20 protein-coding genes and 1 pseudogene are annotated in these 20,455 nt (G+C 59.1%); 7 read left to right on the top strand and 14 right to left on the bottom strand.

Going from position 1 to position 20,455, the window contains the following annotated elements:
* Positions 1 to 31: 31 nt before the first annotated feature.
* The 4 genes from AC0IXA_RS01675 to AC0IXA_RS01660 form a co-directional block, all read right to left on the bottom strand.
* Positions 32 to 517 carry a DUF6130 family protein gene (locus tag AC0IXA_RS01675; RefSeq protein ID WP_471811619.1) on the bottom strand — a complete coding sequence of 162 codons (486 nt, stop codon included), beginning with the start codon at positions 515 to 517 and terminating at the stop codon, positions 32 to 34.
* A gap of 122 nt (positions 518 to 639) precedes the next feature.
* Entirely contained in the window at positions 640 to 3,030 is a 2,391-nt protein-coding gene (locus AC0IXA_RS01670) for a TonB-dependent siderophore receptor (RefSeq protein ID WP_471811346.1), read from the bottom strand.
* A gap of 121 nt (positions 3,031 to 3,151) precedes the next feature.
* Entirely contained in the window at positions 3,152 to 4,132 is a 981-nt protein-coding gene (locus tag AC0IXA_RS01665; protein ID WP_471811344.1) for a FecR domain-containing protein, read from the bottom strand.
* Complete coding sequence (locus AC0IXA_RS01660) at positions 4,119 to 4,637, bottom strand: sigma-70 family RNA polymerase sigma factor (protein WP_038862146.1); 519 nt, start codon at positions 4,635 to 4,637, stop codon at positions 4,119 to 4,121. The genes AC0IXA_RS01665 and AC0IXA_RS01660 overlap by 14 nt, the downstream gene beginning before the upstream one ends.
* 282 nt (positions 4,638 to 4,919) lie before the next feature.
* On the opposite strand from AC0IXA_RS01660, the gene AC0IXA_RS01655 reads away from it, so the two are divergent.
* The 5 genes and pseudogenes from AC0IXA_RS01655 (at position 4,920) to leuD (ending at position 8,701) form a co-directional block, all read left to right on the top strand.
* Entirely contained in the window at positions 4,920 to 5,795 is an 876-nt protein-coding gene (locus AC0IXA_RS01655; protein WP_471811342.1) for an alpha/beta fold hydrolase, read from the top strand.
* A gap of 67 nt (positions 5,796 to 5,862) precedes the next feature.
* Complete coding sequence (locus tag AC0IXA_RS01650) at positions 5,863 to 6,081, top strand: cation:dicarboxylate symporter family transporter (protein ID WP_471811340.1); 219 nt, start codon at positions 5,863 to 5,865, stop codon at positions 6,079 to 6,081.
* Positions 6,054 to 6,410, top strand: a pseudogene (locus tag AC0IXA_RS01645) (cation:dicarboxylate symporter family transporter); the annotation flags it as partial. The gene AC0IXA_RS01650 and the pseudogene AC0IXA_RS01645, both read left to right, overlap by 28 nt.
* 261 nt (positions 6,411 to 6,671) lie before the next feature.
* Positions 6,672 to 8,093, top strand: a complete 1,422-nt coding sequence (gene leuC, locus AC0IXA_RS01640) for a 3-isopropylmalate dehydratase large subunit (RefSeq protein ID WP_341637480.1) — start codon at positions 6,672 to 6,674, stop codon at positions 8,091 to 8,093.
* 2 nt (positions 8,094 to 8,095) lie between these two features.
* Positions 8,096 to 8,701: a 3-isopropylmalate dehydratase small subunit gene (leuD, locus tag AC0IXA_RS01635; RefSeq protein ID WP_471811338.1), complete on the top strand. Its 606-nt coding sequence runs from the start codon at positions 8,096 to 8,098 to the stop codon at positions 8,699 to 8,701.
* A gap of 56 nt (positions 8,702 to 8,757) precedes the next feature.
* On the opposite strand, the gene AC0IXA_RS01630 is transcribed toward leuD, so the two are convergent.
* Positions 8,758 to 9,675, bottom strand: coding sequence for a LysR substrate-binding domain-containing protein (locus AC0IXA_RS01630; RefSeq protein WP_110645311.1), 918 nt, complete (start codon positions 9,673 to 9,675; stop codon positions 8,758 to 8,760).
* Between the two features lie 130 nt (positions 9,676 to 9,805).
* Positions 9,806 to 10,807: a zinc-dependent alcohol dehydrogenase family protein gene (locus tag AC0IXA_RS01625; RefSeq protein ID WP_471811336.1), complete on the bottom strand. Its 1,002-nt coding sequence runs from the start codon at positions 10,805 to 10,807 to the stop codon at positions 9,806 to 9,808.
* A 108-nt stretch (positions 10,808 to 10,915) separates the two neighbouring features.
* Here AC0IXA_RS01625 and AC0IXA_RS01620 point away from each other — a divergent pair, with 108 nt between their 5' ends.
* Positions 10,916 to 11,797: a LysR family transcriptional regulator gene (locus tag AC0IXA_RS01620; RefSeq protein ID WP_282382907.1), complete on the top strand. Its 882-nt coding sequence runs from the start codon at positions 10,916 to 10,918 to the stop codon at positions 11,795 to 11,797.
* A 154-nt stretch (positions 11,798 to 11,951) separates the two neighbouring features.
* Here the strand turns inward: AC0IXA_RS01620 and AC0IXA_RS01615 are convergent, their stop codons facing one another.
* The 5 genes from AC0IXA_RS01615 to AC0IXA_RS01595 form a co-directional block, all read right to left on the bottom strand.
* Positions 11,952 to 13,382 carry an amidohydrolase family protein gene (locus AC0IXA_RS01615; RefSeq protein ID WP_471811334.1) on the bottom strand — a complete coding sequence of 477 codons (1,431 nt, stop codon included), beginning with the start codon at positions 13,380 to 13,382 and terminating at the stop codon, positions 11,952 to 11,954.
* Positions 13,383 to 13,422: 40 nt separating this feature from the next.
* Positions 13,423 to 14,226 carry an ABC transporter permease gene (locus tag AC0IXA_RS01610; protein WP_471811332.1) on the bottom strand — a complete coding sequence of 268 codons (804 nt, stop codon included), beginning with the start codon at positions 14,224 to 14,226 and terminating at the stop codon, positions 13,423 to 13,425.
* A gap of 19 nt (positions 14,227 to 14,245) precedes the next feature.
* Positions 14,246 to 15,088: an ABC transporter ATP-binding protein gene (locus AC0IXA_RS01605; protein WP_471811330.1), complete on the bottom strand. Its 843-nt coding sequence runs from the start codon at positions 15,086 to 15,088 to the stop codon at positions 14,246 to 14,248.
* Positions 15,089 to 15,148: 60 nt separating this feature from the next.
* A complete protein-coding gene (locus AC0IXA_RS01600) occupies positions 15,149 to 16,174 on the bottom strand; it encodes an aromatic ring-hydroxylating dioxygenase subunit alpha (RefSeq protein ID WP_016774747.1) in 1,026 nt (341 codons plus the stop codon).
* 74 nt (positions 16,175 to 16,248) lie between these two features.
* Complete coding sequence (locus tag AC0IXA_RS01595) at positions 16,249 to 17,271, bottom strand: ABC transporter substrate-binding protein (protein WP_122881104.1); 1,023 nt, start codon at positions 17,269 to 17,271, stop codon at positions 16,249 to 16,251.
* Between the two features lie 667 nt (positions 17,272 to 17,938).
* On the opposite strand from AC0IXA_RS01595, the gene AC0IXA_RS01590 reads away from it, so the two are divergent.
* A complete protein-coding gene (locus AC0IXA_RS01590; RefSeq protein WP_471811327.1) occupies positions 17,939 to 18,760 on the top strand; it encodes an outer membrane protein OmpK in 822 nt (273 codons plus the stop codon).
* A gap of 81 nt (positions 18,761 to 18,841) precedes the next feature.
* Here the strand turns inward: AC0IXA_RS01590 and AC0IXA_RS01585 are convergent, their stop codons facing one another.
* The 3 genes from AC0IXA_RS01585 to AC0IXA_RS01575 form a co-directional block, all read right to left on the bottom strand.
* Positions 18,842 to 19,471 (bottom strand): cysteine hydrolase family protein, encoded by a 630-nt coding sequence (locus AC0IXA_RS01585; protein WP_471811326.1) that lies wholly within the window; start codon positions 19,469 to 19,471, stop codon positions 18,842 to 18,844.
* 74 nt (positions 19,472 to 19,545) lie between these two features.
* Positions 19,546 to 20,202: a DsbA family oxidoreductase gene (locus AC0IXA_RS01580; RefSeq protein WP_471811324.1), complete on the bottom strand. Its 657-nt coding sequence runs from the start codon at positions 20,200 to 20,202 to the stop codon at positions 19,546 to 19,548.
* Positions 20,199 to 20,414, bottom strand: coding sequence for a tautomerase family protein (locus AC0IXA_RS01575; RefSeq protein WP_471811322.1), 216 nt, complete (start codon positions 20,412 to 20,414; stop codon positions 20,199 to 20,201). Before AC0IXA_RS01575 ends, AC0IXA_RS01580 begins: the two co-directional genes overlap by 4 nt.
* Positions 20,415 to 20,455: the final 41 nt, after the last annotated feature.

Here is a 20,455-nt window from a genome sequence, read left to right as displayed (position 1 = left end):
GTCGTTGCCTGTTACGGTGATAGCACGGCGGTCATGGTTTTACCGCGTGATCATCGTCAGTACGGGGAGCGTCCATCGGTTTCTTCTCCGGTACTGTAAAACTCACTGTCGTACTGGTGATGATCTGGTGCGTCGGGTCGGCCACTTCCATGAGAACCTTGTGAGGACCGGGCGTTAGCCCGACCAGGATAATCGGGTCTCCACTGGTGTGCGCCCACGTACCTTTCCAGTCATCGACGGTCACGTGAAGGTGACCTAAGCGTGGCGATACCTCAGCAGCCACTTTGCCAAATACCGGCATGATCCTGGCGTGCTCTGTTCGAAACTGGATGATGACCACTCCACGGGCGAGCGGCTCGGCAAGCGGCGGGTAGGCAATGAGTCTGGGCGCACTCTCGGATGCCAAGGGCAGTATCGCCGGTGGAGAATCGCTGTCTTCTGCCCCTTGTCCGAGCACGGATGTGCAAACGAAGACACCCAAAAGCAGGGCTAATAGATTTCCGGGAGCGAGGGACATGATCTGGTTCTCCACGTGATTTCATTCAAGCGTAGATCAACCTGAGTATTGCCCGTAGTTAACGGTGCCCGCGGTAACGCGGGCACCGTTTTCTGTGTGGGGAAAAACGCTGACCCGCCTGCTTACCAGTTGTAGCTCAGCTTGGCGGTAATCTCGCGGCCCGGGTTGTAGAAGTTCGCGGTGCCGGAGCCGACCACGTGCTGCTCGTCCAGCAGGTTGCTGACGTTCACCGCCAAATCGGTGCCCTTGGCGATCTTGTAGTTGAAGGCAGCGTCGAACAGGGTAGTGCCATCGCTTTTGCCGGAGTTGGCTGCATCGAAGTAATAAGCGCCGACGTAGCGCGCACCCAGGCCCACGCTGACATCAGTAGCGGGTACGTCGTAGTAACTCCAGAGCGAGGCTGAATGCTTGGGTGCCGTGGCGAACTCGTTGCCCTTCAGGGAACTGCCGTCATACAACGAGCCGCGCAATACCTCGGACTCCATATAGGAATAGCCACCGATCAGGCTGAGGTTCTGCGTCACCTGTGCTTTGGCCTCCAGGTCGAGGCCGCGTGCACGTGATCCACCCACCGTCTGCTGCTCGATGATGCCGCTCGGCAGCACCACGGCGATGGTGACGTTTTCCTGGGTCAGGTCATACACCGCGGCGGAGAACAGTGCGTCCATCCCCATCGGCGCATACTTCACGCCCACTTCGTACTGCCTGCCTGTCTGCGGTGTTACGCCAACCTGCGGCGGCGAGACGGATTCGACCATGCTCACGTAGGTTGATACTTCATCGTTGACGATATAGGTCAAAGCACCTCGGTAGGAGGTTTCGGAGAAGGTGTCTTTCTCAGTGGATTGCAAGCCTTTGCTGGTCAGGTCCATCGAGTCGTTGCGCACGCCACCGGTGACGATGAAACGCTCGTAGAACGACAGGTTCTGCTGAAGGAAGACGGCCTTGGTGGTCGCGTCTCGCTTGTTGACGGCATACGGCGCGATTGAGCGTGGAACGCCAGTAAACACCGGGTTGGCAATGTCGATCGGGGTCGTCAGGGCGTAGACCGAGCTTTCCTTGGTGGTCGAATCGAGGTACTCCACGCCCACCAGACTGCTGCTGTCGATGTTCTCGAAACGGGCATCGTATTGCAGCATCAGATTGCCGTTGAACTGATCGGCTTCAGTGTCCGTGCCAAACAGGTATCGATCGACGGTGGTACCGACACGTGCGGCGCTGTCGCTGAGGTACACGTAGCCGAAATCATCGGTCAACTTGCTGTAACGCAGATTGCTGCGCAGTACGAAACCGTTGTCGAAATCATGGGTGACGTTACCGCTGAGGCTGGTGCGCTCGACATCGTGGAAGTTGTAGCTGGGCTCGCCATAAAACTTGCTGCGGTCGTATTCCCGATCCAGTGGATAGCCGCCGCTGTTGGGCGAGCTTTCGGTTTTCAGGTAGTCCAGAATCATCGTGGCCGACGTGTAATCCGTCGGTGCCCAGGTGAGGCCACCCATAAACAGCTGGTTGTCGTCCTGCGAGTGGTCGTACTCGCGATCGCTGTTCTGGCCTTTGGCAGTAAAGCGGCCGGCCAGGGTTTTCTCGTCGTTCAGCGCATCGCCGACATCGATGCCGGTCTCGACATGGTCAAACGAACCGTAGGTCACATAGCCTTGGCCAAACTTCTCGAAGCGCGGCTGTTTGGTCACGAAATTTACCGAACCGCCCGGGTCCGCAGGGCCAAACAGGGTGGAGTTGGCGCCACGCAGAATCTCGATGCGCTCATAGGCGAATGGGTCTTCGCGTACGCCGCGCATTGAGCTGAGGGTCAAGCCGTCACGGTAGGTGGTGGCCTGGAAGCCGCGGATCTGGAAATAGTCGTTGCGATCATCAGTACCATAAAAGTCGCTGACCACGCCCGGCGTGTATTGCAGCGCTTCTTCCGTGGTGCTGACGCTGCGTTGCTGCATTTCCTTGTTGGTCACCACCGACACCGATGCCGGTGTATTAAGAATGCTGGTCGCCACCTTGCCGCCCACCCAGAGCTCCTTGGCAACCACCGAGTTGGCGTCGTCGTCGGCACTGACCCGGACCTTGGCATTGATGATGAGCGGGGCGAGGCGGTAGTCCTCAACAGCCGTTGCGTCGAGTTCCAGCGGGCCGGCGGTTTTTGCTTGAGGGGTCAGCAGGTAAGCATTTGGGCCTTGCTGTTCGATCTGCAATTCGCTGCCCTGGAGCAAGGATGACAGCGCTGCCGATGTATCGAGCGTGCCATTCACGCCAGCCGTGGTGCGGTTCGCCACACTCGAGGCGTCGAAGGAAAGGCTGATGCCAGCCTCGCGCGCAAAGCGGTCAAGCGCTGGCGCCAGTGGCCCGGGGGCGATATTCCACTGTTTGACTTGATTGCTGTGATCAGCGCCCGAGGTTTGCGCCAGCGATGGCAATGCGTAGCTGCTCACGATCAAACCCAGGATCGCACCGTGCATGGCACGACTTAATGGATGGCGCTGTGAAACCGGGGACGAACTCATTTTCTCGCTCCAAGAAAGGACATCGGCAGACTGGCCTGTATTCCGGCCTTCCTTACAGGTCGAACGAGAATGAGAAACCACCTCATTATTTTTCAGGTAGCGAAAAAATATTCGGGTGGAGTCAGGTGGCAGCGGTTACGGTGACCCAATAACGGGTTCGGTAATCAATGTGCAGGCGCAGTGACTGCGCGATCAATGCCAGGACCCGATCGTTGTCGGCGAGCTGGAAAGTGCCGGAAACGCGACGATCAGCGACCTCTTCGGCGCAGCGCAAGACTCCTGGGCGATAACGCGACAACTCTGCGATGAAGTCACCAAGGCGCATATGGTTCGCACTGATCACACCGTCACCCCAACCCCATAGATCAAGGCCGTTGTCCCTGAACCTTCGGGCGTCACTTGAGGTGAACAGCAGTTGGTTTCCTGCCAGGACGTTGCGGCTCGCAGACGCTTGACCGGAACCGGGGAAAACCGTGACTGATCCTTCCTGAGCGGCGACCAGAGTGCCGTCGTCACGCTCGCGCACCAGAAAGCGCGAGCTGTGGGCTCGCATGATCCCGTCGCGTGATTGCACCCACAACGGTCGCGCTTGCGGCGAGTGTTGATCCGCACCGACATTCACGATGATTTCACCACGGCGCAGGATGATCAGGCGCCGCTGGGCGTCGAAATCGCTGTCGACGGCGCTATCGCTATTGAGCTGGATAAGGCTGCCATCATCGAGTTGGAAACGTCGTTGCTCGCCGGTGCTGCTGCGCTGCTGTGCAAGCATGGAGGGCAGGGGGGTGTAGTCGCGGCCGAGCCAGGCTGCCGTGCCAACGGTCGCCAATACGCCCAGTAGCTTCAGGCTCTCCCGCCGGCGCATTCCATGTTGGGCGCCCTTAAGGGTTTGTCGAGCCAGCTGAGCTGGTACGCCTTCAAATTCATCGCCAAGCGTTTCCACACGCTGCCACGCCAATCCATGCTCCGGGCGCTGCTGCAGCCAGTGCTCGAACGTGCGCTGTGTCTGTTCATCGGCTTGATTGAAGCGAAGGCGCACCAGCCATTGGATCGCCTGCTCGACAATGGCCGGATCCAGCGCCTCGGGCTCAGGCCTCGACATAACGCAAGCGATAGCAGTGTTGCAGGGCCGTGGCCAGATCGCGCTCCACCGTCGCGCGGGAAACACCGAGCTTTTCGGCGATTTGCGCGCAGGTCAAACCGTCGAGTCGGGCAAATAAAAACGCCTGGCGAACTCTTGGTTTAAGCGAGTCGAGCAGACGGTCTATGCGCTCGAGGGCATCAAGAATCATCAACCGGCTTTCTTCCGAGGGAACCTCGTGTTGCGGCAGCAAGGTGATGCTTTCCAGGTAGGCACGTTCGAGTTCGCGACGACGATACTGATCAATCATCAACCCGCGGGCAATGCTGCTCAAATAGGCGCGTGGCTCGCGCAGGGCGCCGGACTGATGGCGGTGTTTGAGCACACGCACAAAGGTGTCCTGCGCCAGATCTGCGGCGTTATCGCGACAGCCAATGCGACGGACCAGCCAGCCCTGTAACCACGAGAAGTGGGTGCGATAGAGCAGCCCTGGATCTGCAGTACCTAGTGTTTCGTCGCTACGCATCGGCATCCCGGGACATACATGATTGATAATGAATCGCATTCTACTCAGGCGATGGGCGTCAAGCAAATACGCGTATGAAGCGGTTAATGCAATAAGCCACGCATAAGAGGGGCTTATTAAAAAAGGGATGTCAGATATTCTTTAAATACTGCAGTTTGTTCGCCAAGTGATGGATCGAGCGTTCTTTGAACACGGTTCATGAATAAACGCACCACGGTTTGCGACTTTTTCTTTAGCGCCAACGATTTCAGGATGTAGGCAACTACAACAAGGAGTCACCTCATGTTTGCCGGATTCCTCAAAGACCAGCGTCATGTCAACGGTGTGGACATTGCCTATCGCATTGGCGGGAGCGGGCCGGGCCTGCTGTTGCTGCACGGTCACCCTCAGACCCATGTCATTTGGCACAAGGTCGCCGAACAACTGGCCGAGCATTTCACCGTGATTGCCGCCGACCTGCGCGGTTATGGTGATAGCGGTAAGCCTCTAGCCAACGAAAATCACACCAACTACTCCAAACGCGAAATGGCCAAGGACGGTGTCGAGCTGATGAATTCCTTGGGCTTCGAACGCTTCTCTCTGCTGGCCCACGACCGTGGCGCCCGCGTTGCCCATCGCCTGGCGTTGGATCATCCCGCTGCAGTGCAACGCATGGTGCTGCTCGACATCGCGCCAACCTTGTCGATGTACGCCCAAACCAACGAAGCGTTTGCCCGCGCGTACTGGCACTGGTTTTTCCTGATTCGCCCGGCACCATTGCCGGAAACCCTGATCGAAGCCGACCCCGAAGCCTATCTGCGCAGTGTGATGGGCAGTCGTAGTGCGGGGCTCAAACCGTTTACTCACGAAGCTTTCGGCGAATACCTGCGCTGCCTGAAACTTCCGGGCGCCGCCCGGGGTATCTGCGAGGACTACCGCGCCAGCGCCAGCATAGATCTTGAGCATGACCGTGCCGACATCCAATCCGGTCGTCACCTGAGTCTTCCATTGCTGGTTTTATGGGGCGCCGAAGGCACGGTCGGTCGTTGCTTCGAACCGCTCAAGGAATGGCAGCAGGTCGCCACAGATGTTCGTGGCAAGGCGTTGTCCGCCGGCCATTACCTTGCTGAAGAAGTCCCAGAGGTATTGCTCGCCGAGGCAATGGCTTTCCTGCGTTGACACCCGCCTTTCACTGATATGAACCAGCCTTGCGCCGCAGGACATCATTGGCCTGCGCGCAATAGTCATGCCCGAAACACGCCTGGAGTTAATAACAATGACAATCAGAAAACTGCTGGGAACGCTCTATGTGCAGGTCGTCATAGCAATCGCCATGGGCATCGTGGTCGGCCACTACTGGCCCCAGATTGGCGTCGACTTCAAGCCATTGGGTGACGGATTCATCAAGCTGATCAAGATGATTATCGGCCCGATCACCTGGCTCAGGCGACCAACATCGATTTGAGTCTTGAGCAACAACTGACTTTGCTGGCGGTGGCCATGCTCACCTCCAAGGGTGCGGGCGCAGTGGTCGGTGCGGGTTTCGTCGCGCTGGCCGCGAGCCTGGCGGTAGTGCCTACCGTACCTGTGGCGGCGATGGTGTTGATCCTCGGGGTCGACCGTTTTATGGCGGAATGCCGATCCCTGACCAATATCATCGGGAATGCCGTCGCAGCCCTTGTAGTGGCGGCTTGGGAGGGTGAACTGGATCGCAGCAAGATGGCACCGATCGCCCTCAAGCGCGGCCGTCGTTCACGAGCAGCCGCAGCGGCAGCCAAGCTTTCCACCGAATAAGTCGCCCCTGACGCAGATTCCATTCTGTTGGCTCATGGCGCCAGTACTACGCCGCATTGGATCGCAACACAGTGCCTTGGCGTTGTTCTGCTCAAAATATGACCTCCCCACAAATGGATGTCCTAAAAAAGCACTTACGATTATTCACGCATCGTGCACAACGCCTTCACCTTATCGCTATTGATAGAGAATCTGCGGCAAAAATAAGCTGTTGACATACCGCACCCATATTCATGCTTAGACCGGAAAAGAGCCCATTCAATGAATAAGCCAAGAACGCTCTACCAGAAACACATCGACAGCCACACTGTTTGTGTTCTCGATGATCAGGGCCATGTCCTTTTATACATTGACCGCCAGGTCGCTAATGAATACACAAGTCCACAGGCTTTTAGCGGTATGCGCGAAGCAGGTCGCCAGGTCTGGCGCCCGAGCGCGACTTTGGCGGTGGTAGACCACGTTAACCCGACTGCTCCAGTTCGTATTTCTACAATGCCAGATGCAGGTGGCGCACAGCAGGTCTCTTACTTCGAAGAAAACTGCCGAGACTTCGGAATTGAACTGTTCGATATTCTCGATAAACGTCAGGGTATTGAGCACGTCGTAGCGCCCGAGCAAGGCTTCATACTGCCGGGCATGATCGTCGCAGCCGGTGACAGTCATACCACGACCTATGGTGCATTGGGCGCGTTTGGTTTCGGCATCGGTACCTCCGAAATAGAACACTTGCTGGCATCACAGACACTGGTCTACAAACGCTTGAAGACCATGCGTGTAACGGTGAACGGTTTACTTGCAACCGGCGTCACCTCCAAGGACATCATCATGGCTCTGATCGAAAAGATCGGAGCTTCGGGCGCCACAGGTTACGCAATTGAGTTTGCGGGGCCGACAATCAATGACCTCAGCGTTGAAGCCAGGATGACCATCTGCAACATGGCTGTAGAAGCGGGTGCGAGAGGCGCCTTCATGGCACCGGACGAAAAAGTCTTTGCCTACCTGCAATCCAGGCCCCGCGCACCTCAAGGCGAGATGTGGGAGCAGGCAGTCTCGAAATGGAGAGGACTGCATAGCGACGAAGGTGCTCTGTTTGATTGTGAAGTCACTCTCGATGTTGGTGCGCTGGAACCCATGGTCACCTGGGGGACGAGCCCTGATCAGGCGGCGCCGGTTGGAAGTCGTGTACCAGATCCCGCTAGTCAGACAGACCTGATATTGCGTCAGGGCATGCAACGAGCCTTGGACTACATGGGCCTGGTACCCGGAATGCCGCTCAGCGACGTGATGATCAGCCATGCGTTCATTGGTTCCTGCACCAATGCCAGGATTGAAGACTTGCGTGATGTTGCACGAGTGGTGCGCGGTAAACGAGTCGCTGCCCATGTGCGAGCAATGATCGTCCCGGGATCGACCCTGGTGCGTAGCCAGGCGGAAGAGGAGGGGCTCGCGCAGATTTTCCTGGATGCGGGTTTTGAGTGGCGGCAATCAGGCTGCTCGATGTGCCTGGCCATGAATGATGACGTGCTCGCACCCGGTGACCGGTGTGCATCCAGTACCAATCGCAATTTTGAAGGCCGTCAGGGCGCCGGTGCGCGCACCCATCTGATGAGCCCCGCGATGGTCGCTGCGGCGGCGATTACCGGGCATTTGACTGACGTTCGATCTTTCGCTCTGGAGGCGTGAACATGCAACCTTTCACCACGGTAATCGGCAGTGCAGCACCGTTTTTGGCTTCCAACATCGACACCGACGTCATCATGCCCAAGCAGTTCCTCAAGGGGATCGATCGCAAGGGGCTGGACCAAGGCCTGTTCTTCGATCTGCGATTCCTTGAGTCCGGCGAACCCAATCCAGCTTTCATTCTCAATCAGCCCGCCTGGAACGAAGCCGCTTTTCTGGTGGTCGGGCCAAACTTTGGTTGTGGATCAAGCCGCGAGCATGCCGTCTGGGGCTTGAAGCAAGTCGGTATCAGAGCGCTCATTGGAACCAGCTTCGCCGGTATTTTTTTTGACAACTGCCAGCGAAATGGCGTGCTGGCCATCCAGGTGTCCGAAGCGCAACTGAAACAAATTGCAGGCGTTATCAGCAACGCAGCAACAGCGAAGATCAACGTGAATCTGCCAGAGCAAACGATCGAATTAGCTGACGGTGCAGTTATTCACTTTGAGATTGATCAATTGCGTAAGCAGTCGCTGTTACTCGGCCTGGATGCCATTGGCACCACGCTTCAGCGTACCGAACAGATTCGCAGCTTTGAAACTCGGTATCTGTCGGAGCATCCGTGGTTGTGAACCAGATGGAAACAGTGTCGACGGTAGATCGCATGCTGGGATCTACCGCCAGGGCATCACTCAACCGATAGATGGCGAAAATACTCTTCGAGAAACTCGACACAAACCCTCAATTTTGCCGACTCGCTAAGTCGGGTGGGGTACACAGCCCATACGTTCGCACTTTGAGTGTATTGGTGAAGGACTTGCACCAGTCGTCCTTGTTCCAGCATCGGTTTAACGTCCCACATCGACCGCAACAAGATCCCTCCACCGCTCAATGCCCACTCCAGAACAATCTCACCGTTGTTGGAGGACAAAGGGCCGCTTACGCGCACCGACTCTTCGTGTCCGTCCTTTGTCAGGTTCCAGACTCCGAATGCGTTATTTCGCTCTTTCAGTACCAAGCAATCATGGGCGGTCAGGTCATCTAATGAGTGAGGCATGCCTCGCCGCTCCAGATACTCCGTAGTTGCACACAGCACTCGTCGATTGCTCACAAGTTTTCGGCCCAGGTGCTGACCAGGCAGGTCATCCCCGACACGTATCTCAAGGTCAAACCCTTCGCCGACGATATCGACTACACGGTCAAACACGTCCAGTCGGATATCGAGTTTCGGGTAGGTCTGCGATAGTTTGCAAATCGCTGGTGCTACGTGGTTACGTCCAAAACCGAAACTGCTGCAAATATGCAGCGACCCTGTAGGTTGATGCCGCGCTTCGGATATTTCACCAAGAAATTCCTGGAGGTCTCCCAGCAGTTTTTCTGCCCATTGCCGGGCTCGTTCGCCGTCGTCGGTCAGCGCAATACGTCTTGTTGTGCGGTGCAGCAGCTTTGTGGCTAGAGTCGACTCAAGTACGGAAATGCGTTTGCTTATGTAGGCAGGTGAATAACCCAACTCTTCAGCGGCATTCGCGAAGCCGTTTTTTCGGATAACAGTCAGGAAGACCTTTAAATCTTCCGGCAACGGAAACTGCTCACGATTCGTGTTCATATACCGAATAAAGCCGCCATTTATCTGTAGTGCGGGAATAATAACAGCGATTCAGGTCATTAGCGTTCTATGGCTCTGAGTCTCTATAAGACGCTTTTGGCCGAGTGCGCTCTAAAGAGATTACAAGGAACTATGCACCCACAAACTCGATCACCGTCTTGCCCTTGCCGCGGCCTTCGGCGACTTGGCGAAATGCCTCGTTGACGTCTTGCGGCGCAAAGTGCTGTTGATCCACGCGGATCGTCAGTTGACCCGCATTGGCCAGCGCAGCGGCCTCGCGCAGGATAGCGCCGTGATGTTCGCGTCCTTTGCCGGTGAGCAGTGGCGCCAGGGTGAAGACGCCCGAGTAGGTGGCACTTTTGAACGATAACGGTGCCAGGCTGTGCTGGCCCCAACCCAGGCAGCTCAGCACGTGCCCGGTATAGGCTTTCACGGCTTTGAATGATGCATCCAGCGTGCTGCCGCCGACGGTGTCGTAGACAATGTCGAACCCTTCTCCGGCGGTGTAGTGCTCGACATAATCCTCAACGCTCTGTGCCTGATAGTCGATCGCCGTGGCCCCCAGCGAGCGTATGAAGTCGAAACTGCCCGCCGAACCGGTGGCGTAGACATCGGCACCGCGAGCCTTGGCCAGTTGCACAGCCACTTGGCCGACCCCACCCGCGCCCCCATGAATCAGGACACGCTGACCAGAGCGGACATTGGCGCGATCGACCAGACCTTCCCACGCGGTGATGAATACCAAAGGCAATGCAGCCGCCTCACGCATGCTGAGGGTGTGTGGCTTGACCGCGATCAGGCGGGCATCCACGGCAATGTACTCGGCCATGGTGCCTTGGGCACCGCCGATCCCGCCGGGCATGCCGAAGACTTCCTGACCCGGGGTGAACCCCTCGACCGCTTCGCCCGTTTCGACCACCGTACCGGCAAGATCAAGGCCGAGCACGGCCGGCAGCGTTTGGCGGGCGTGAGCCCCTGCGCCGGCGGCAATTTTGGTATCGAGCGGATTGACCCCTGCGGCGTGAACCTTGACCAGTACTTGCCCCTTACCGGGAACAGGGCGGTCGATGTGACGGATGGCCAGCGGGGATTGAGCGGACTCGGCGATGGCGGCAAGCATGGAATGTTTCATGACGGGAACCTGTGTTGGGATGGACGCTTACAGATTGCCGCGCTTTAATCATTCCGATAAGAAACCCAATTTGCATATGACTTATTCCGCAAAGAGAACCAATCGTCGATGGATCTGTTCGACAGCATGCATGTCTTTGTCCGCGTCGTGGAGCGCGGGTCTTTCTCGGCGGTCGCCCGTGAACTGAACATGGGGCAGCCGGCGGTGAGTAAACAAGTGCGCGCGCTGGAGCAGTACCTGGGTGGGCCATTGTTCGCACGCAGCACTCGGCACCTGGCCCTGACCGACCAAGGTCAACGCTTCTACGACCACTGCCAGGAAATTCTCGGCCACGTCGAAACTGCCACGCGAAGCTTCACCAGTGGCCAGGAGCAGATTGCCGGCCCTTTACGAGTCGCCGCCCCGGTCAGTTATGGAAGGTTATGCATCGCACCGCTCATAGGGATTTTCCTGCAACGCCATCCTGATGTGCGGATTGACCTGCGGCTGAGTGACCACAATGAAGACCTGCTCAAGGAAAACATCGATCTGGCGATCCGCATTGGTGTAGTGAAGAGCGAGGGATTGGTGGCACTGCCACTGGGCAATAGCCCACGGCGTGTCTATGCGGCGCCCGGTTATCTGGATCTACACGGCGTGCCACGTGAGCCCAGCGAACTGTCAGGACACAACTGCATCGGCTTCACGTTGCTGGAGCATTACGACCGTTGGCACTTTACGCACCTCGGCCAAGCGTTCGATGTAGGTATCCAGGGCAACGTCACCAGCAACAGCAGCGAGGCCATCCGCGAAATGGTGCTCTCCGGGCTGGGTATTTCCCTCTCACCGCAATGGCTGTTCACAGCTGACGTCGAGCAGGGCAGGGTGAGTACCGTACTCGACAACTATCAGACCAGCGCGCTGCCTGTCAGCGCCGTACTCAGCCGCGAGCGACGACGTTCAGCGCGGACGATGGCGTTCGTCGATTTTCTACGCGAGCAATTGTTGTAGCAGCGCCTTGTGATACGCCGTCCGCTGCTTTCTTCTCCGGGACCCTGAAACTATCTGATGACAGTCCCAAGTCGATTACTGGCGTATTTTTCCATCTACCAGACATTTGATACGGCCGAGTATTGGCACGGCAGCACGTGCCGGGGAGATCAGCTCATGAGCGTACGCCTGTGGCCTGCTGCAACCGCCGCACCGCGTCCCGGGCCTGGGCGCCGAGTTCGGCCAGGTCGAAGTCAGGCAACTGGTCGTCGTGTACGGTCAACCGGCCACCGACCAGCAAGGCGCGTAACGTCGGGCGTCCTCCGCCCACCACCGGCCCGATCGCCGGGTCATGCAGGCCGAAGTATCGCGGCTGGTCCAGGCGATAGATCGCCAGGTCGGCCGCCATGCCCACTTGCACGCTGCCCACGGCGTCCAGCCCCAGCACCCGAGCCCCGCCAGACGTACCCCAGCGCACCACGTCTTCCACCGTGGCGGCGCTGGCACCGCCTTCCTCGTCACCGCCGGCATAACGCGGGCGGGCCCGTTCGCCAAGTCTGGCCCGTTGCATCAGCCAGGCGGCGTGGGTTTCGCTGATCATGTCGCAGGCCTCGTTGGAGGCGGCGCCATCCACGCCAATCGACACCGGCATTCCCGCAGCTTCCATGGCCACCACATCGGCAATGCCACTGCCCAGGCGGCCATTGCTTTGCGGGCAATGGGCAATGCCCGTACCGCTGGCCCCGAGCATGCGGATTTCCTCGGCGTCGAGTTTCACCAGATGCGCGAACCACACGTCCGGCCCCAGCCACTCGTGCTCGGCACAGAACGCCACTGGCGACATGCCGTGGCGTTGCTGCACCTCATTTTGATATTCGACGGTTTCGCTCAGATGGCTGTGCAGGCGAATGCCCAGTCGCCGGGCGACCCGGGCGGTTTCGCGCAGGTGTTCGGCAGGCATGGAGTAGGGCGGGCTGGTGGGCGCCATCACCACCCGCCGCCAGGCATCGGCGGCCGGGTCGTGGTAGCGCCGCACCAGACGCTCGACGTCGTCCAGGTATTGCTCCAGGGTCTCCGGCCCGGCCATGGACTTGCCTTCGGCTTGTCGTGCTTGCGTGGCGCCGCCACGGCAGAGGACAAACCGCAGCCCCAGCCGTTCGGCTTCCTCGAACAGCACCTCGGCACTGTCAAAGTCCATGCCCGGCAAGTACAGGTAATGATGGTCTGCGACGGTGGCGCAGCCGGATCGTGCCAATTCGACCAGGCCAATGCGCGCGGCGAGGCGAAAGCTTTGCTCGTCAAACGCGCCGCGATAGCGATAGGGCACGGCACCCAGCCAGGCTCCCAGGCTCTGGTCGATACCTGCAGGAATGCCTTTGAGCAGCGACTGAAACAGGTGATGGTGGGTATTGACCCACGCCGGGTAAACCACGCAATCGGTGGCATCCAGCACTCGCTCGCCGGGCTGGGGTTGCAGGGCGCCGATGGCGCTGATGCGGCCGTCGACGATACGGATATCAGGCCCGGCGTGGCGCGCCGCTGCACCGGACAAGCCGGTGAGGATGGCGCTGGCGTTACGTACCAGCCAGCTGTTTTGAAATTTCATGTGAGGCTCCATACGCCGCATCTGCGGCGGATTCAAAGGGTCAGCCGAGTTCGCTTTCATGCCAGTTGCGCAGGCTCAACCGGGCCAGCACGGCCATCAGGCTGAATAACGCGACACCGGTCAAGGCGATCAGCAGCAGGGCAGCGAACAGCCTTGGAATATTCAGTTGAAAGCCGGCCTGGAGGATCTGATACGCCAGCCCTGCACCGGTGCCCCCGGTGCCGGCAACGAACTCCGCCACCACCGCGCCGATCAACGCCAGCCCGCTGGCAATGCGCAGCCCGGCAAAAAAACACGGCAGGGCGCTGGGAATGCGCAGGCGAAACAGCACCTGCCAGCGGCTGGCGCGGTTCAGGCGGAACAGATTGAGCAGGCCGGGGTTGACGCTGCGCAAGCCGAGTACGGTGTTGGCGATGATCGGGAAAATCGCCACCAGGGTCGCGCAAATAATCAACGCCAGCGTGGTGTTGCTGCACCAGATGATGATCAGCGGTGCCACGGCCACCACCGGCGTCACCTGCAACAGGATGGCGTAGGGAAACAGGCTGGCTTCCAGCACGCGGCTCTGCACAAACACAAACGCCGCCAGGGTGCCGATAAGCACCGCCAGGGCAAACGAGAAAAAAGTGATCTTCAAGGTCATCCACAATGCACCGAACAGCATCGGGCCATCGCTGATCAGGGTACGGCCGATATCGACCGGGGAGGGCACCAGATACACCGGCACCTTCCAGGCCACACATGCCAATTGCCACAGACCCAGCAATACCGCGCCGAGCAGCAGCGGCGAGACGATGCGCAACACCGTGGGATGACGTAACCAGGGAGTAAAGGACGGGTTCATGAGCGGGCTCTCAATAAAGTCAGCAAGAATCGCCATTGGCCTCGGCCAGCAGCCGGGACAGGCGTGCGCACTGCGCGATAAAGGCCGGGGAGGTGCGGTAGGCCTCGTCTCGTTCCAACGGGCCGTCGATTTCGATGTCGGCGATTACTCGGCCCGGGCGCGCACCCATCACCACCACCCGCGATGACAGGTAGACGGCCTCGAAAATGCTGTGGGTGACGAACACCACGGTCAGGTCGCGGCTAGCCCACAGCTGACGCAGGTCGCTGTCGAGCTTGTTGCGGGTGAACTCATCCAGGGCGCCGAAGGGCTCGTCCATCAGCAGCAGATTGGGCTCGGTGGCCAAGGCCCGGGCGATGGACGCGCGCATTTGCATGCCGCCGGACAGTTCCCGCGGGTACACCTGGCTGAAGCGGTCCAAGCCGACAAGGGCAAGGGCGGCGTCGACCTTTGGCTGGCTCTGGGCTTTGGGCACATTGGCGAGATCCAGCGGCAGGCGCACGTTGTCGCTGACCTTCGCCCAAGGCATCAGGGTCGCCTCCTGGAACACCATCGCGAGGCTTTGCCCTTGGGTCGGGCTCGCCGGGCTGTCCTTGCCCCACCAGCGCACGTGGCCGGCGGAGGGCTTTTCGAGGCCGGCGAACATTTTCAGCAGGGTGCTCTTGCCGCAGCCCGAAGGGCCGAGCAATGAAACGAACTCGCCGCGCTGAATGGCCAGCTTCACCCGGCTCAAGGCTTGGGTGCCATTGCTGTATGTTTTTTCCACCTGATTGGCGAACAGCGGTGTTTGCACGCCGACGCTGTCGGCCCGGGGCAACGCCTGTGGCAGGGCATTGGTCCCAGTTATGGCTTGCATCAACATAGCGCTCTCCCGTTAGGTCATGAGCGACCGGTAAAGCCCCGGCGCACCGGGGCGCTGACTTCAATGGCTGAGGAACACTTCACTTTCACCGTGGGCTTCGAGCAGGCCCAGCAGTTGCCGGCGAATCACCAGGCCAGGCTTGTCCGACGGCATGTGCAGTTCCACTCGCCGGCGAGTATCGACACAGGCGTCGTAATCGGTGGCTTCGAGGATGTCGCGGTCTTCGGCGGTGATCGCTGCGTCCCAGTCGATCAGTTCCTGGGTCGAGCATTGCTCTTCGCTGTCATTGCGATACAACCACTGGACCAGCATCAGGCGCCCGTCTTCCATGGGTGTCGCGCAGTTGTAGATGATGTGGTGGATGCCGCTGTCCGGGTACATGCAGCCAAAGCGCCGGGAGAAGGGCAGGTAATAGCGGTTGATCAGGTGGCGCTGGGTGATCGGCTCGCGAGTGCCGGTGATGCGATAGCTTTCCTCAGGATTGCGGATCGGCACCCGCGTCTCCGCCTCGAAGCCGTAGTCGGTTTCGCGAAACTCGTAGCCGGCCGGCGCGGGCTGGTCGAAAAGGCCGAAATTGGCTTTGTGGACGAAGGAAAAATGCGAGTTGTCAAAGGAGTTTTCCATGACCCGCAGCGGGCTGGTTTTCCACTCTTCATAAAACTGGAAGATGCGCCGGTAGCCCGGGGCGCCATCCTCGGGAAACTCAGGGATTGGTTGCAGAGGATCGTCGAGGGCGACCCAGGCGTAGCCGTATTTTTCCTGGCAGTGAAAGGCCTGGACCGAGGCGCCCGGCGGAATCATGCCAGCGGGATTTTGCGGGATCTTTACGCAGGTGCCGGTGCAGTCGTATTCCCAGCCGTGATAGCCGCAGGCGATGTTGCCGTCCTCGCTGACAAAACCTTTCGAGAGCTTGGCGGTGCGGTGGCAGCAACGGTCGCGCATGGCCACCGGGGTGCCGTCGGGGCGCTTCCACAGCACCAGCGCCTCACCCAGTAAAGTGAAGGGCTGCGGGCCGGCATCCAGCGCGGTCATGGGCAGCAGGGCATACCAGAAGCGGCGCAATACGGGTTGTTTGGTGACCAACATAACAAGTTCCTCACGGTATTCGTTCAGCCGGCTCTTGGGCTCGGGCTCTGGGTTCAGCAGTCTTGCAATCAGGCTCAGCGGCTGGCGGACTGTTCGGCGCCAGGCAGCACCTTCAGGTCCTGCACGAAGCGCGTGGTGTAGGCCTTCTGCCAAGGCGCATCGGCACCGAGCAGGCCGGCGTCGACCATGAAATTGCGGGTGGCCTGCCAGCGCGCATCGCTCATCACGCCGATGCCTTGGGTGGCGGCATCACCGCCGGTGACCAGGCGATATTGCTTGAGCGTCGACAACCCCCAGGCGAGCAATTCATCGCTCATGTTCGGGTTATCAGCCTTGATCAGGTGGTTGGCGCTCGGGTTGTCGAGGTAGCGCTTCCAGCCCTCCATCGAGGCGCGAACGAAGCGCTGGACTCGCTCAGGATGCTGATCGATCACGTCCTGGCGAGTGGCCAGCGTCGAGCCGTAGGGCGGGTAACCAGCGTCGGCGAACAGGAAGAAGTTGGCTTTTTCCCCGGCCTTCAACGCCTGGAACAACTCGGAGCTGGCATAGGCCTGCTGCGTGGTGTTGGCGTTCGCGAGGAAGGGTTGCAGGTTGAAGGTGTAGGGGCGGGCCTGGCTGTCCTTGAGCTGGTATTTTTCCTTGAGCCACGGCCACCACGTTTGCTGGCCGGAGGTGGACACCAGCACCTGTTTGTTCTGCAAAGCATCCAGGCCGCTCACATCGGCATGGGTCAGCAGCCCCTGAGGATCACCTTGAAAGGGCGCGGCCACGGCCACCACCGGCAGGCCTTGCTCCACACTTTTGAGAATCTGCAAGTCGTAGTTGACGATGAAATCGGCCTGCTTGTTGAGCAGAAGCTGCATGCCATTGACCTGCGGCCCACCCATGCGGATGGTCACGTCCAGGCCTTCTTTTTCATACAGTCCATCCGCCAGGGCCTGGTAGAAACCGCCCTGTTCAGCTTGGGCATACCAGGAAGTGAGCAGCACCACCTTGTCATTGGCCAAAGCCAGTGGAGACGCGATCAGGGCGGCGGGCACAAGCGCCATGGCCAGTAGCGAGCGAAGCGGTTGACCCAAGGCAAAGCGAATTTTCATGATGTGTTCTCCACAACGATTCGAAAACCGCCGCGCGCCAATCGGCACGCCAGCGAGGGACCGATTGGAGAGAACAAGGGGAGGAGAGAGGGCGTATATGCGTAGTTACACGGCTGACACTTCTCTCTTGCCCGGGGCGCTGGCGCCGCGTTCAAGCATCCAATCGGACGTACGCCCACAGGGAGGGGCGCAAGAGCAATGCCCGGTGCCATTGCTGGCACTGACCGCTTCTACTCGAAAGCAGTCATAGCCAAAAGTGTGCCAAGCCGTCGCAGGCCCGCCCTCACGGGATCCGGCGGGCGAGGCAATCAGCAGGAGGTGGGCAGGCGATTCGCAACGGTGCGAATTCAAGTGGGCGCGCCTCAATCTGGTGCGCAACCGATGGCTGCAAAGTATTCAGTTTTACGCATCGATTGTGCTGAATGAGGGTTGCAGATTGTATTCGCTCATTTGGCACAACACCTGCTTAGCCCTCATTCGAGTAGAAGCGGTCAGCACAAAGGGCTCTCAACAGAACCCGAGGTGCAGGGCATTGCTCTGGCGGCATTACGCCGCGCACCCGGCAAGGGTCGCCCCTCGTTAATTTGAGGGCCAGAGCAGCTGCTTGATCCGCAGCTCGGGCATGCCTTGCCGGTGATATCCGCCAATCACCTGACAAGGGCAGCCCATGAACGCATCGCGTATTCCATTACTTGCACCTTCACTGCTGCGTCGCAGTCTGGCGCCGCTGTTAGCTCTGGCCAGCGCCGGCGCCGAAGCTGGCCCTCTGTTGTGGAACGACAACAGCTTGAGCTACCTCTACGGCCAGCATTTCAAAGTCGACGGCACTGGCGACGATACTCAGCACACGCTGAGCTTCGAACACGCCAGCGGCTGGACGTGGGGCGATATCTTCATGTTCGTCGACAACAAATGGTCCAGCGGACTCTCGGGTGCCGACGGCCATTCCTACTACGGTGAATTCTCCCCACGGCTGTCGCTGGGCAAAATCAGTGACCGCTCCCTGAGCTATGGCATCGTCAAGGACGTCCTCATCGCCGCCACTTACGAGCGCGGTGAGAACCGCAATCGCAAATACCTGCTGGGGCCTGCTGTCGACCTCGTGCTTCCAGGCTTCGATCGCTTTTCCCTTAATACCTACTACCGCAAACCCGACGGCATCACCGGTAAGGCCTCAGGTCAATGGCAGATCAACCCGACCTGGTCCATGACCCTCCCGGTGGGTCGCTCCGATAGTCTTTTCGACGGTTATCTGGAGTGGTACGTCAACGACGTCGGCAACAAAGGCACCTCCAACTATGTGGCCAGGAGCTTTCACTTCAACCCACAAGTCAAATACGACGTGGGCAAGGCGCTGGGGCAACAGCAAAAACGTTTTTATGCGGGACTTGAGTGGGATTACTGGTCGAATAAATACGGGATTGAAGACACGAGCGGATTCCCTACCGACCAGAACGCGTTGAGTCTCTTGCTCAAGGTGCATTTTTGACGGGGGCCGATCGCCCATTGCAGAAAGCGGCCTTGACGCACCACCCCGGCAAACTGGCGAAATCGGTGAGGTTCATCGCCGCTACCCCTGCACTGCCAGCGCTTCAATCAGTTCCTGGGTGGTGACGATTGAGTGAGCGAAAGTCGGCCCGTTCAACTCGTGGGCGGCGTGCATCATTTCCGCGCGGAAAGCGGCGGTCGCATCGCGCACCAGCGTGACGTGGTAGCCCAATTCCGAGGCGTAGCGGGCGGTCGCTTCGATGCAGGTGTTTGCGAGCAGGCCGACGATGATGACGTGGGTGATGCCTTTCTGCTTCAGGCGAAAATCAAGGTCGGTATTGGCAAAGCCGCTGGAGCCCCAATGTTCCTGCACGACAATGTCGCCGTCCTTCGGCGCAAAATCGGGATGCCATTCGCCGCCCCATTCACCGCGTGCGAAGTGGTGCATGTGCATGATTTTGCACTGGGTCGGTGTTGGATGATCCCAGCCTTCGTAGTCGCCGTGTTCCCAGCGGTGGTGCGGCACGATGACCACCGGAATGTTCTGCGCTCGTACGGCGTGATCGAGGGCCCGCAGGTTGTCGAGCAGCCCGACCTGTTCGGCAATCGGCTTGATCAAGGGGAAGACCTTGCCGTTTTCCGAGAGAAAATCGTTGTACGGATCGACCAGCAGATAAGCGGTGCGGTTCAGCGGATAAGGGGCTTTCGACATGACGATGTACTCCACGCAAGTTGAGTGACCGATGCCGCGGGCTCGCCCGGGCATCGTGCTGGTAAATCGCTTTGTCAGGCTACGGCGGACTCTCGTGCCACTTGCCTGAGGATTTGCTCGTATTCCTTGACTGATAGCGATCCGGACACCAACTGACGACCGTTCAGCACCATGGCCGGGACCGAGTTAATCCCGCGCTCAAGGTAAAAGCTCTCAAGTTCACGGACTTCGAGAGCGAACGCCTCGCTGGCCAAAATCTCGCGGGCGCGGGTGGTAGAAAGTCCCGCTTCACCGGCTAGGCGCACCAGTGTTTCGTGGTCGCTGGGGTTCTCGCCATTGGTGAAATAAGCCTCGATCAGGATTTTCTTCAGCGCGACCTGGCGGCCTTCCTGCACGGCCCAGAGCAGAAGGCGATGGGCATCGAAGGTGTTGTAGAAATGGCTGCGCTTGTCCAGGTCGAACTGAAAACCTATGGCCTTGCCACGCGCGACGATCATTTCATTGCGCGAGGCGACTTCTTCGGCGCTGCGCCCGTATTTGCGCATCATGTGCTTGATGGCGTGCTCGCCCTCGGCCGGCATGTCCGGGTTCAGTTCGAAGGGCTTGAAGGTCAGCTCCACGGTAACCTCGCCGGCAACATTCGCGATGGCTTGTTCCAGCGCCCTGGCGCCGAGTGCGCACCAGGGGCACACCACATCCGACACAAAGTCGATACTGACGGGGAAAGTCATTTCTTCGACTCCGTCAGTTGTTGGCGGTACTGGGTGGTGGTAATTCCGGCATAGCCCCAGTTGTCGGTGTCGACCTCTTCAATAACGATATGGGTGAGGTGCGGGTCCTTGTTGAGGACGGTTTGCATGGTTTTGGTGATCTCGGCGATGACTTGGGATTTCTGTTCTTTGGTAACGCCGTCGCGAGTGATACGAACGCTGATGAAAGGCATGGAATAAGTCTCCAGTAGGCGCCCCATCGACATGATGAGGG

The sequence above is a fragment of the Pseudomonas sp. AC083 genome, from assembly GCF_979253165.1.
The sequence above is the reverse complement of the archived record's forward strand: the minus strand, read 5'-3'. Positions and strand labels throughout refer to the sequence as shown.